The following is a 12,783-nucleotide window of genomic DNA, read 5'->3' as shown; positions in this document are numbered from 1 at the left end:
TTGGCGCCGGATCAGGCGCCATACCTCAATTAAACAACCCTGCCGCGATATTGATCGAGAACCCCAGAATCGACGTATTGAATACAAAGCCGATCAGCGACTGCGCCAGCACCACTTTGCGCAGGCCGCGGGTGGCGACGCCGACGTCGGAAGTCTGCACGGCAACGCTCAAGGTGAAGGAGAAATACAGAAAGTCCCAGTAGTCCGGGTTCTCTTCGCCATCGGCAAAGCGCAGCGCCGGCTGGTCGCCGCGCCAGGTGTAGAACACCCGGGCGTAGTGCAGGCTGAAGACCACGCCGATCAGCAGCCATGAGCCAAGGATGGTGAAGCCGGTGAAGGCGTAATGCAGCGCTTTGTCGGCGTTCTTCATGTCCTGGATACCCGCGAGCTCCAGGATGATCGCCGCGAGGCTGGCAATCGCCGCCACACACACGACGAACAGCACCACGCCGGCGTTCTCGTCCTCGATTTCGGCCACCCGGCGCACGTCTTCCGCGCTGGATTTAAAGGTGCGGCGCATGATCATCGCCATGTACAGCCAGCCAGCGACGTTCCAGCCGATCAGGCATTTGCTGATCACTGAGATTTCGGGGGCAACAAAGGCGCTGACGATACCGGCGGCGACGCCGACAAGGGTGGCGATGGTCAGGCGAGGGTGGGTCTTGGCAAGGCGGGACATGGAGGACTTCACGGCAGTGAGATGCGCGAACAGTAGCACGCGGCCGCTACAGCAGATGATGAAGAAAAACGGCGCGCAAGGGGTTACGCGCCGGTCGCCATTTGGCAGTTAACGTGGACCTGTTTTGTCGGCGTGACCGGCCGCTTTTTACAGCGGCGGGCGTGACCGATTTGAATCGGTGGTTTCAGCGAACCAGACAAGGCTGCTTGTTGTTGAATTTCCAGTTCGGCACCAGGAACTGCATCGCGACGCTGTCATCCCGCGCGCCGAGCCCCATGCCCTTGTACAGCTCGTGGGCCTTGGCCACCTGATCCATGTCGATCTCGACACCCAGCCCGGGTTTTTTCGGCACCTGCACGCTGCCGCCGATGATCTGCAGCGGCGCCTTGGTCAGGCGCTGGCCGTCCTGCCAGATCCAGTGGGTGTCGATGGCGGTGATGTTGCCTGGCGCCGCGGCAGCCGCGTGGGTGAACATCGCCAGGGAAATATCGAAGTGGTTGTTGGAATGCGAGCCCCAGGTCAGGCCCCACTCGTTGCACATCTGCGCGACGCGCACCGAACCCTGCATGGTCCAGAAGTGCGGATCGGCCAGCGGGATGTCCACCGATTGCAGCTGGATGGCATGGCCCATTTCGCGCCAGTCGGTGGCGATCATGTTGGTGGCGGTGCGCAGGCCGGTGGCGCGACGGAATTCAGCCATGACTTCGCGGCCCGAGTAACCGTTCTCGGCGCCACACGGATCTTCGGCGTAGGCCAGCACCTTGTGCTGATCGCGGCACAGACGCACCGCTTCTTTCAGCGACCAGGCGCCGTTGGGGTCCAGGGTTATGCGCGCTTTCGGGAAGCGCTCGGCCAGCGCCGTGACCGCTTCGATTTCCGCATCGCCGCTGAGCACGCCGCCCTTGAGCTTGAAGTCTTCAAAACCATATTGCGCGTAGGCCGCCTCGGCCAGACGCACGACGGCTTCCGGGGTCAGCGCTTCCTCGTGACGGACGCGAAACCACTCGTTGTCCGCCTCGGTTTCGGTGCGATAGGGCAGGTTGGTTTTGCGCTGGTCACCGACGTAGAACAGGTAGCCGAGCATCTTCACTTCGTCACGCTGCTGGCCTTCACCGAGCAGCGCCGCGACCGGTACTTCCAGGTGCTGACCGAGCAAATCCAGCACCGCCGCTTCGATGCCGGTGACCGCGTGAATGGTGATGCGCAGGTCGAAGGTCTGCAGGCCGCGACCACCGGCATCGCGCTCGGCAAAGGTGCGGCGCACGTCGTTGAGAATCTTCTGGTAGTTGCCAATGCTGCTGCCGACCACCAGCCCACGGGCATCTTCGAGGGTCTGGCGGATTTTCTCGCCGCCGGGAATTTCACCCACGCCGGTACGCCCGGCGTTGTCCTTGAGGATGACGATGTTGCGGGTGAAATACGGGCCGTGGGCACCGCTGAGGTTGAGCAGCATGTCGTCGTGGCCGGCCACCGGAATGACCTGCATGTCGGTGATGACGGGGGTGCTGCCGGAAGTCTGTGTGTTCATGGCTAAATCCTTGTGAGTACCCAGCGCGGCGGGGGCGCTGTCTTTGAGGTCTTCATTGCTCAGAGCTCAGGGCCCAAGCGCCTGGCTCAAGTGTGGCTGGGTGTGACGTCGACCTTGGCCACCGGCACCGCGCCGGGCTTGGGCGTCGTGCGCACGGTGAACACCAGAATCGCGGCGATGATCGAGGTGACGGTCAGGCCATACAACCCGCCCTGGATCGAACCGGTCTGCTGTTCGAGGATGCCGAAGGTGGTCGGCGCAACAAAACCGCCCAGGTTGCCCACCGAGTTGATCAGGGCGATAACGCCCGCGGCGATCCTTGCATCCAGATAGCCCTGGGGGATCGGCCAGAACAGCGATGACGCCGATTTGAAGCCCATCGCCGCGAAGCAGATCGCAACAAAGGCAAACACCGGACCGCCCGTGGTCGACATGAACATCCCTGCTGCTGCGATCAACAACGCGACGGCGACCCACGCTTGCTGGTGCTTCCACTTCGCCGACAGCGAGGCAAAACCGTACATGCAAACGATGGCGATGAACCACGGGATCGAGTTGAACAGGCCGACCTGGAAGTCGGTGAGGTCGCCCATCTTCTTGATGATGCTCGGCAGCCAGAACGTCGCCGCGTAGATCGTCAGCTGGATGAAGAAGTACATCAGGCAGAACAGGATGATCTGCGGGTCTTTTAGCAACTTGCCGATGGAAAGCTTGACCGGATTGGCCGCCTCGCGAGCCTTTTGTTCGGCGTCGATGGCGTTGACCAGGGCGTCTTTCTCGGCCTCGGTCAGCCATTTGGCGTCGTGGGGCTTGGAGTCGAGCCAGAACCAGACGAAGAAGCACAGGCCGACGGAGAACATGCCTTCGATGAAGTACATCCACTGCCAGCCGTGGAAGCCCAACGCGTCAATCTGCAACAGCAGGCCGGAGAGCGGGCCGGAGATCACCGACGCAAAGGCCGAGCCGCTGAGGAAGATGGCGATAGCCTTGCCACGCTCGACCCCGGGCAACCAGCGAGTGAAGTAGTAGATGACGCCCGGGAAGAACCCGGCTTCGGCCACGCCCAGCAGGAAGCGCAGGATATAGAAGTGGGTTTCGGTCTGGATGAACGCCATGCAGGCGGCGACGATGCCCCAGGTCAGCATGATGCGGGTCAGCCAGATGCGCGCGCCGACTTTCTGCAGAAGGATGTTGGAGGGGACTTCGAACATCGCATACGCGATGAAGAACAGGCCGGCACCGAAGCCGTAGGCGGCTGCGCCGATACCCAGATCATGTTCCATGTGACTACGTACGAAGCCGATGTTGACCCGGTCGATGTAGTTGACGATGAACATGATGACGAAGAGCGGCAGGATGTGTCGTTTGACTTTCGAGACCGCCGATTGCAGAACGGAATCGGAGGCGTCATCCGCCCGTGTTGAGGATGTGTTCACTCTGGTAACTCCCACTGATTATTTTTATGCGGGTGGTTAAGCACGTTGTGTATGACAAGGTGTGTAGCCCTGTTGCCAGTCATCATACAAGTAACGATCGCTATGGCAACCGGATTTACAGGTGTTGCGGGAAGTATTTCGTCAGGATAGGCTCGCCTGTCTGACAAGTTGAATGAGTGGGGTGCACTGCTGGGTAGCTCTGTTTTCGGGGCTTTGGCCGGGGTTGGTTGTGCATCAAGCGGGTGAGTGGGGGTGTGCGTCGAGACTTCACCGTCAGGAAAATACAAGTGGAGGGCAGGCCTTGGCGGCCGCCGTTCTTTTCAGTACTTACAGGACAACCTTTTTGAACAGCACCGGACCCTTGCCACCCAAGCGACGCCAGCACAGCCTGGCGACGGACCTGGTCACCGACCTCAGCCAGCGAATCCTTATGGGCACCATTGCGCCCGGTGCGAAGTTGCCCTCGGAGAGCGAGATCGTCCGCGAGCATGGCGTGAGCCGCACGGTGGTGCGCGAGGCGATTTCCAAATTGCAGGCGTCCGGGCTGGTCGAAACCCATCAGGGCAAAGGCACCTACGTGCTGGCGCGCTCCGAGCAGAGCGGTCTGCACCTGAAGGTGGAAACCGCGTTCAGCGTGCGGCACATCATCGAACTGCGCATGGGCCTGGAAACCCAGGCCGTCGCCCTGGCCGCACAACGCCGTAGTCAGGCACAGCTGACGGCGATGCGCGCCGCGCTGGACGATTATCAGGACCTGCTGGCCAAGGAAGATAGCTGCGTCGAAGCCGACCGGCGCTTTCATCTGCTGATCGCTGAGGCCACCGGCAATCCTTACTTCGTGGAGATCCTGCAGAACCTCGGCATCGCCGTCATCCCCCGCAGCCGCATCGCCACCAGCGAACGGGCCGGGTCAAGTCTCACCCACAGTGCGTATCTGGCCAACCTCGAGCACGAAGCCATCCTCGCCGCCATCCGCCGCCAGGACCCCGACGCCGCCCGCGCCGCGATGTGGACTCACCTGAGCAACAGCCGAGAACGGCTGGCGCCGGTTGAGTGACGGCAGGGGATTGATGGGTCTGCACAAATGGGAACGACTGCGGCCAATGGTGGGACCGGCTTTAGCCGGGAATGCATCGGGTGTGACACCGCTAAATGTGTGTTGCTCACACGGGCCTCTTCCCGGCTGAAGCCGGTCCTACTGCGTGCGCGGTCCCATTATGGGTATGCCAGTACTCCCATCATCACCCCCGACTGCCACTCGAAATAGGGATTGAATGTCAGCCGTGCGAACACCTTGCCCGGTTCACGATGACCCCAATCCGAATACCATACCTGCTCGCCGTTCAGGCATTTCTGCATGTCGGCGGATTCTTGCCCGTTCCAGCAGATACGCTGGCTGCCATTCACCCCATACAACGGGTTTGCAGGCGAGAACATCAGCCCCATGTGCGAGAACTGGGCGATCCGGTATTCCGGCAGGAAATCGTTGCGCACCCGCACCCTCGGTTTTTTTTGCGCCGGCGCCGGTTCGTTGCCATACCAGATCAGCCGGCTGAGCGGGTGGGTGAAGCGCGAATTGAAGGTGTCCAGCACATAACCGGTATCCAGCACCGAATCGTGCTCGGTGATGGCGACAAACACCGGCTTGTCATAGACCCCTTTATCGAGGTGCTTCTGGGCCAACAAAGCGCTGCGATAAAACTGGGCGAAACCGTTGGTGGGCACGTTCAGGTAGCGGACCGGCGTCTGCATCGGGCGCACGCCATCGTCCGGTTTCGCCAGCCACGGGCGGAACCAGCCGATGTACTGAGTGACCCAGGCATAGGTGTTCGCCGGTTTGAAGGCCGGAGAGAACAGCACCAGGCCGGCGATATTCGGGTGCTCGTAGGCGTAATCCAGCACCAGGTTCGCCCCGGTCGAAAACCCGCCCAGATACACTGTCGGCACCTCCCGCTCAAGCATCTGCGTCTGCTCGCGCACCACTCGCTGCCACTGCTTGAGCGTCACACCAAGCATGTCCGCCGGCTTGCTGCCATGCCCCGGCAGCAACACCGTGCGCACCAGAAACCCCTGCGCGGCGAGCGCCTCGCCGACGTCATTGAACGACCAAGGAGAGTCGCCGAGGCCATGGACCAACAGAATCCCCCGTGTGGCTGGCCCGCTGGGTCGCCATTCCCGAGGTGCGTTCCACTCGATCTCGGCAGAGTGGTCAGGCGTCTGAAAGGTCCGGTTCTGCTCCATCCAGGCGATGGTCTGCTGGCGATACTCGGCAAAACTCGCCTGCCCTAAAGGCGCCTCGGTCGAGGCGCAGGCCTGAAGGGTCAGGGCGGAAAGGAGGAGGGTGAGACGGTGCAGCTTTTTGATGGCAGTTCTCAACATAAATAGGCATTACTCGATAGGGCCATGAACGTATGGTCGCACTCTGCCACGGCCTCTCGCTGTTGGATATCGATGCACCCAGGACTGGCGCGAGAAGTCTTGGGAAAATTCAGGCAGACTCCCTCCACCCACAAAAACAAGACCTGATGTGTATGAACCCTCATTCCCTTCGCAGTGCAGACACTCCTCATGTTCGCCCTTGATCACGCCCTGGCCCAGGACATCGTCGACCGGGCGATGGCGATTTTGCCGTGCAACGTCAATGTCATGGATTACCTGGGCATCATCATTGGCAGCGGCGAGGCCGAGCGGTTGTACACCCGGCACGAAGGGGCGCAACTGGTGCTTGCCAACAGCCGCGTGGTGGAGATCGATTCGCACACGGCCCGGCAGCTCGACGGCGTACGGCCCGGTGTGAATCTGCCGTTGATGCTGGATCAGAAACTCATCGGCGTGCTCGGCATCACGGGCGAGCCGGACGACGTGCGGGTCTACGCGGAGCTGGTGAAGATGACCGCCGAGATGCTCATGGAGCATCGACGTCAGCAGGCCGATCAGCAGTGGCGGCATCAGCGCAGTGAAGACCTGCTGTCGCGGCTATTGCTCGGCGACAGCGCTGCCCACTTGGTCGCTGAAGCTGAACAGCTGGGTTTGCAGCCGCAGTTGCCGCGCCAGGCGGTGTTGCTCGAACTGCCCGAAGGCGCGAGCTATGCCGCTGCGCTGAGTGCGTGGCTGATGGGCCGTTACGCCAATAGCTGGTGCCTGCCGTGCGAGCCGGGGTTGATTTACTGGTGCCGCGCGGTGGGCAAGGACCGCGACGACGCCTTGTTGCTGGCGCTTTTCGACGAGCAAGGCTGGCCCGTGCAACGCATGGCGACCGTCGAACCTTCGGCGGACCTGGCCTCCCTGCGCGCCGCCTGCACCGCCGCCCGCGACCTGCTCGATTACGCAAGCCACCTGCGCCCAACGCTCAAACTGCTGCGCCTGGCCAGCCATCGCGTCGCGCTGCTGTTCTGGCGCAACCGCCACGACTGGCTGGCGGAGGGCATCGCTGAACCGATCAAGCGCTTGCACGACAACACGCAGTTGCTCGACACCCTGCGCGCCTGGTTCGATTACAGCGGCGAAAGCCAGGCCTGCGCCGACGCGCTGGGCATCCATCGCAACAGCCTGCGCTACCGGCTGGAGAAAATCACCGAACTGACCGGTTGCGATCCTTATCGGACTGAAGACCTTTTGCGTCTGTACCTTGGCGCGCAGATGGTGGCCAGGTAAGGCGCTGGCCCAGCGTTGTTCGTATGAACAACCGAGCCAGCCGTCTGTTGTGCAAGCGTAAGGCGGTAAAGTTTCTTCAGGGTGCGAAGATCGTCCATCAGACAAGGAGAACACTATGAAAATCGTCATCGCCCCGGACTCGTTCAAAGACAGCCTCAGCGCCCAAAGTGTTGCCCACGCCATCGCCGCCGGGCTCATCGATGTCTGGCCTGATGCCCAGTTGGTCGAGTGCCCGATGGCCGATGGCGGGGAGGGCACCATCGAAGCGGTCTTGGCGGCGTGCGACGGTGAGTGGATGAGCAATCAGGTCCGCGGACCGCTTGCTCATCCCGTGCAGGCGCAGTGGGGCTGGCTGGCGGAGACGCGCACGGCGATCATCGAAATGGCCATGGCCAGCGGTCTGCAACTGCTGAGCCTGGACCAGCGCGACGCAACCATTACCAGTACGTTTGGTACCGGCGAGCTGATCAAAGCCGCGCTGGATGCCGGCGCCGAGCGGGTGATTCTGGCCATTGGCGGCAGCGCGACCAATGATGCCGGCACCGGCATGCTCTCGGCGCTGGGTGCGCGCTTCCTTGACCGCGACGACCAGCCTCTCCCGGCCGGTGGTCTGTCGCTGGCGCAACTGGCGCGCATCGACCTGACCGGGCTCGACCCGCGCTTGAACAGCGTGCAGTTCGAGGTCGCCGCCGACGTCAACAATCCCCTGTGCGGCCTGCAGGGTGCTTCGCACATCTTTGGCCCGCAGAAGGGCGCGTCCCCTGAGCAGGTGCTGGCGCTGGACGCGGCCCTGGGGCATTTCGCCGAGCATTCCGCTCAGGCACTGGGTCGGGACGACAGCGAATACCCGGGAAGCGGCGCGGCAGGCGGCATGGGTTTCGCCGCCAAGGCCTATCTGAATGCATCGTTCCGTCCCGGCGTGGAGGTGGTCGCCGACCTGACCGGGCTGGCCGACGCACTGGAGGGCGCCGACCTGGTGATCACGGGCGAAGGCCGTTTCGACGCCCAGACCCTGCGCGGCAAAACCCCCTTCGGCGTCGCCCGGATGGCTCAGCGCAACAACGTGCCGGTCATCGTGCTGGCCGGGACACTGGGGGAGGGCTACGCCGACCTCTATGCCCACGGCATCAGCGCCGCGTTCGCCGTGACCAGCGGGCCGATGACGCTGGAGTTCGCCTGCGCCAATGCGGCGGCGTTGCTCCATGACCGCGCGCGGGACCTGGCCCGGGTGTGGGCACTTGCTGCCCGCTGAATCTGGCCTGATCAGTCCCGTCGATCAGGCGGTTTTCAGGTGCATCAGTGGAATCGGCTTGCGCATTAACGTGCCCACCAGCACCGCCGCGAATAGGGCGATCAGGCCCGCCATCCACAGCACCGAGCCAAAGCCCGAGACGAAGGCATCCCGGGCCAGTGGCTGAATCATGCCCCGCGCGCTGGCATCGACGGTTTGCAGCGCAGCGTGCATGTCGCCGGCCACCACCCGTGAGGCGATGTGCTCGGCCTGGTCGAGGAGGTCGGGCGCAACGGTCGCCAGTGTGTCTTTCAACGAACCGAGCGTATGGCTGGCGAGCAGCGCGCCGTAGACGCCGATCGCCAGCATGATCGCGCTGAAACGCATGGTTGTGCTCATCCCCGACGCCATGCCGGTGCGTTCGCGGGGCACGCAGGCCATGATGTTTTTCTGCGTGTCGCCGTTGAGCAAACCTGCGCCCGCGCCGGTTACCGCCATTGCCGCGGCGAACGCCGGGTAGCCGCCAATCCCGGTGGCCCAGGCGCACAGCAGGTTGCCGATGCCTACGAGGGTCAGGCCGAGGGCCATCATGGCGGCCGGCGAGAGATGGCGTGACAGCGTCGGCCCGAAGCGCGGCAACAGCAGCATGGTGATCGCGAACGGCAGCATCCCCAGCCCCGAATCGATGGCGCTGAAGCCCAGGCCGTTCTGCAGATAAAACGGCAGCAGCGTCATCATCACCTGGGCGCAGCCGGCGTAGGCGAACATGCCGAGCAGAGCGCCGATGAAACGCGGGTAGTTGAACAGCTGCAAATCGACCATCGGCCGCCTTTGCAGGCGCTCGGCGATGACGAACAGCACGAGGAGCACGGCCCCCGCTGCCAGACGCATGGCCGTGAGCGGGTGGTCCCAGCCGATTCGGTTGGCTTCGATCAGGCCCCAGATCAGGCTCAGCAGGCTGGCACTGAAAAACAGGCTGCCCCACGGATCAAGCCGCGCTGACTGCTCGTTGCGCGATTCCTCGATGTTCCCCATGACCATCACCAGCAGCCCCAGACCCACCGGCAGGTTAAGGTAGAAAATCCAGCGCCAGCCGACCAGTTCGGCGATCAGCCCGCCGACCGTGGGCGCTGCAGTCATGGCCACGCCCATGCAGGCTCCCCAGAACGCCCAGGCTTTGGCGCGCTCGGCTTCATCATGGAAAACGTGGCCGATGGTCGCGAGCGCCGAGGTCAGCAGCAAGGCCGCGCCCACGCCCTTGAGCGCACGGGCAATGTCGAGGAACAGAATGTCCGGCGCCGCCCCGCAGCCCAGCGACGCCAGGATGAACAGCAATAGCCCGCTGATCAGCATGCGCTTGCGGCCAAAGCGATCGGCCAGGCTGCCCGCCGGCAGCAACAGCGCGGCGAAAGCCAGCATGTAGGCGCTGACCACCCACTCGATGTCGGCAAACCCGGCACCCAGATCACGCGCGATGCTCGGCAGGGTCACGGCGACAATGTTGGTGTCGAGCACGATCAATGCGCACACGCCGGAAGCCGTGAGCAGGGTCATGCGGGGGCTGGGTCGAGACATGTATAGGGCTCCGAAGGTTGTTAGGTGCTGGCTAACACGGGTGGTGACTACATTGGGTAGGGCGGTTCTTCGCTGCAACAGAGTAAGCGGATATGCCCTATGCTCTGTTACCCGCGCCCCTCGTTTTGATTACCTCCCAGGTAACGCTCTATGGAAATCCGTCACTTTCGCTACTTTCTGGCCGTCGCCCGTCATCGGCATTTCACTCGCGCCGCCGAGCAACTGGGCATCGCGCCGCCCACGCTGACGCGGCAGATCCAGGACCTGGAAAACGCGCTGGGCACCCGGTTGTTTCTCCGTGAACAGCGAGAGGTGAGGCTGACGGAAGCGGGACGCGCGTTGCAGATCGAGGCCGAACTGGCAGTGCGCCAGTTTGAGACCGCGCAGTACAACGTCCAGCGCGCCGGCCGTGGCGAGGCCGGCCGGATCGAGTTGGGCTACGTCGCCTCGGCGGTGTTCTCCGGCGTGTTGCAGCAGCACGTCAGTCAGTTTCGTCAGCGCTATGCGGACATTGAATTCAACATCAACGAGCACCTGATGCCGACGCTGCCGCGGCTGATCGAGGAGGGGCGGCTGGACGTGGGTTTCATCCGCTCGCCCATGCAGCTGCCCGATTCGGTCAGCGTCGTGCCGTTGCTGACCGAGGGTTTTGTTCTGGCGCTGGCGGACAGTTCGTGGCTGGGCAAGCTGAAGATCATCAACACGGTGAACCTGCAGAGCGAGGTGTTCATTCTTCCTGAGCAGATTTCCGGCACGCTGGAGGTGGCGGCCCATGGCGGTTTCGCGCCGACACTGGGTCCGCAGCCGGGAGGGCTGGTGTCGGTGATTGCGCTGGTGAGTCTTGGCCAGGGGGTGGCGGTGGTACCGGAGTCGGTGGTGGATCACATTCGGTTGCCGAATGTGGTGTATCGGCGGATTGAGGATTGTCAGCCGAGCTCGTCGTTGTCGCTGATCCACCGACGCCACGAAAAGGCCCCGGCGGTGATCAGGTTTGTTGAGTACGTCAAGGGCGCGCTGTAAAAAATCAAGAGCGTCTGCCCTTAGGCAGACGCTCTTGATTTTGACCTTCGTACGCAACACCGGGGGGCTAGCGGTGGACCTGCGAAACGCCTAAATCTTGGCTGCTTCAGGCACCCGCCCATAAACATCGGTAAACCGCACGATGTCGTCTTCTCCCAGATACTCCCCGCTCTGCACCTCGATCATCACCAGATCAATCACCCCCGGGTTGACCAGCCGATGGGTATGCCCCGGTTTTATGAACGTCGATTCATTGGTGTCGAGCATAAACTCGTCTTCCCCGTTGGTGACCCGAGCCATGCCGCTGACCACAATCCAGTGCTCGCTGCGGTGGTGATGCATCTGCAGCGACAAAGACGCCTGCGGTTTCACCACGATGCGCTTGATCTTGAAGCGCTTGCCTTCCTCCAGCACCGTGTAAGTGCCCCACGGTCTGGTCACGGTGTTGTGCAGCAGGTACGCCGGATGGCCCTGACGTTTGAGCTCCTGGGCGATGACCTTCACTTCCTGACTGCGATTTGCATCGGCGATCAACAAAGCGTCCGGGGTGTCGATGATGATCAGGTTGTCCAGACCCACCGCACCCACCAGTCGCTTCTTCGAGTCGATGTAGCAGTTGGTCACGTCGTGCAACACCACCTCGCCGTTGCATCGGTTGCCATTTTCATCGGCCGCACTCAGCTCGCGAATGGCCTGCCACGAACCGATGTCGCTCCAGCCCATCTCGCACGGCACCACCGCGACCTTCTGCGAACGCTCCATCAACGCGTAATCGATGGAAATGTCCGGCGCCAGGGCGAAGCTCGTGCTGTCCAGCTCGATCTGCAGTTCGTTGCGGCCTTCCTTGCTGGTGCACTGCGCCAGGCATTGGCGCACCGCGGCCAGAAGCGCCGGTGCGTGACTTTCCAGTTCGGCCAGCAGCACATCGACGCGCATGCAGAACATGCCGGCGTTCCACAAATGCAGCCCACCCTCGACATAGTTCTGGGCGGTGACAGCATCGGGTTTCTCGACGAAACGCGCCACCTGATAGGCCTCGCTGCTGAGGGCCTGGCCTTTCTCGATGTAGCCAAAGCCGGTTTCGGCGCGGGAGGGAACCAGCCCGAACGTCACCAGCCAGCCCTGGTCGGCCAGCTTGCGTGCGCTCTGCACGGCGGTCTCGAAGGCGGCAACGTCAGTGATCAATTGATCCGCCGGCAGAATCAACAGCTGCGCGTCATCGCCGTAGCGCGCCTGTACATGCAGCGCTGCGGCCGCGATGGCAGGGGCCGTGTTGCGGCCGAACGGTTCGAGCAGAAACTCCAGCGAACGCTGTCGTTTATTCAGCAGCCGGTAGTCATCCACGGTGCGGAAATACACGTCCCGGTTGGTGACGGTGAGCACGCTTTCGACACCGTCCAGCTGGCTGGCGCGGTTGAACGTCTTTTGCAGCAGGCTTTCGCCGTCCGGCAAGCGCATGAAGGGTTTGGGCATCGCCTCCCGTGAAACAGGCCACAGCCGGGTGCCGGCGCCGCCAGCAATAATGCAGGGAATAAGTTGCATGTGGGTTTTCGCCTTTTCGATCCGTGAATTAATGACAGGGCCGCAATCCAGGCGATCACATTGAAAGTCAATTTACTGACTTTTATGAGAGTCCTGTGCAAATTAGCCAATTATTTGT

The 12,783-nt window shown here is 62.5% G+C and carries 10 protein-coding genes; 4 read left to right on the top strand and 6 right to left on the bottom strand.

Translation table 11 applies throughout. The features are described 5' to 3' along the window. Positions 1-25: 25 nt before the first annotated feature. From FX982_RS22935 to FX982_RS22925, 3 genes are all read right to left on the bottom strand, one after another. Entirely contained in the window at positions 26-679 is a 654-nt protein-coding gene (locus FX982_RS22935) for a DUF1345 domain-containing protein (RefSeq protein WP_172612721.1), read from the bottom strand. Between the two features lie 184 nt (positions 680-863). After that, the gene (gudD, locus tag FX982_RS22930; RefSeq protein ID WP_172612720.1) at positions 864-2,207 is read right to left on the bottom strand and encodes a glucarate dehydratase; all 1,344 of its coding nucleotides are present in this window, start codon (positions 2,205-2,207) and stop codon (positions 864-866) included. An 86-nt stretch (positions 2,208-2,293) separates the two neighbouring features. After that, complete coding sequence (locus FX982_RS22925) at positions 2,294-3,643, bottom strand: MFS transporter (protein WP_172612719.1); 1,350 nt, start codon at positions 3,641-3,643, stop codon at positions 2,294-2,296. Positions 3,644-3,986: 343 nt separating this feature from the next. On the opposite strand from FX982_RS22925, the gene FX982_RS22920 reads away from it, so the two are divergent. Beyond that, the gene (locus FX982_RS22920) at positions 3,987-4,700 is read left to right on the top strand and encodes a FadR/GntR family transcriptional regulator (RefSeq protein WP_122534482.1); all 714 of its coding nucleotides are present in this window, start codon (positions 3,987-3,989) and stop codon (positions 4,698-4,700) included. Positions 4,701-4,858: 158 nt separating this feature from the next. On the opposite strand, the gene FX982_RS22915 is transcribed toward FX982_RS22920, so the two are convergent. Continuing rightward, complete coding sequence (locus FX982_RS22915; RefSeq protein WP_172612718.1) at positions 4,859-6,022, bottom strand: alpha/beta fold hydrolase; 1,164 nt, start codon at positions 6,020-6,022, stop codon at positions 4,859-4,861. A 189-nt stretch (positions 6,023-6,211) separates the two neighbouring features. On the opposite strand from FX982_RS22915, the gene FX982_RS22910 reads away from it, so the two are divergent. Next, the gene (locus FX982_RS22910) at positions 6,212-7,297 is read left to right on the top strand and encodes a CdaR family transcriptional regulator (RefSeq protein ID WP_172612717.1); all 1,086 of its coding nucleotides are present in this window, start codon (positions 6,212-6,214) and stop codon (positions 7,295-7,297) included. A gap of 115 nt (positions 7,298-7,412) precedes the next feature. After that, positions 7,413-8,549 (top strand): glycerate kinase, encoded by a 1,137-nt coding sequence (locus FX982_RS22905; protein ID WP_172612716.1) that lies wholly within the window; start codon positions 7,413-7,415, stop codon positions 8,547-8,549. A gap of 24 nt (positions 8,550-8,573) precedes the next feature. On the opposite strand, the gene FX982_RS22900 is transcribed toward FX982_RS22905, so the two are convergent. Continuing rightward, positions 8,574-10,103 (bottom strand): MFS transporter, encoded by a 1,530-nt coding sequence (locus tag FX982_RS22900; RefSeq protein ID WP_172612715.1) that lies wholly within the window; start codon positions 10,101-10,103, stop codon positions 8,574-8,576. Positions 10,104-10,253: 150 nt separating this feature from the next. Here FX982_RS22900 and FX982_RS22895 point away from each other — a divergent pair, with 150 nt between their 5' ends. Continuing rightward, a complete protein-coding gene (locus FX982_RS22895) occupies positions 10,254-11,123 on the top strand; it encodes a LysR family transcriptional regulator (protein WP_172612714.1) in 870 nt (289 codons plus the stop codon). A 90-nt stretch (positions 11,124-11,213) separates the two neighbouring features. Here the strand turns inward: FX982_RS22895 and FX982_RS22890 are convergent, their stop codons facing one another. Beyond that, positions 11,214-12,665 (bottom strand): mannose-1-phosphate guanylyltransferase/mannose-6-phosphate isomerase, encoded by a 1,452-nt coding sequence (locus FX982_RS22890; RefSeq protein ID WP_172612713.1) that lies wholly within the window; start codon positions 12,663-12,665, stop codon positions 11,214-11,216. Positions 12,666-12,783 lie beyond the last annotated feature (118 nt).

The organism is Pseudomonas graminis, from assembly GCF_013201545.1.
Taxonomy (GTDB): Bacteria; Pseudomonadota; Gammaproteobacteria; order Pseudomonadales; family Pseudomonadaceae; genus Aquipseudomonas.
This window is presented reverse-complemented; position numbering and strand designations above follow the sequence as displayed.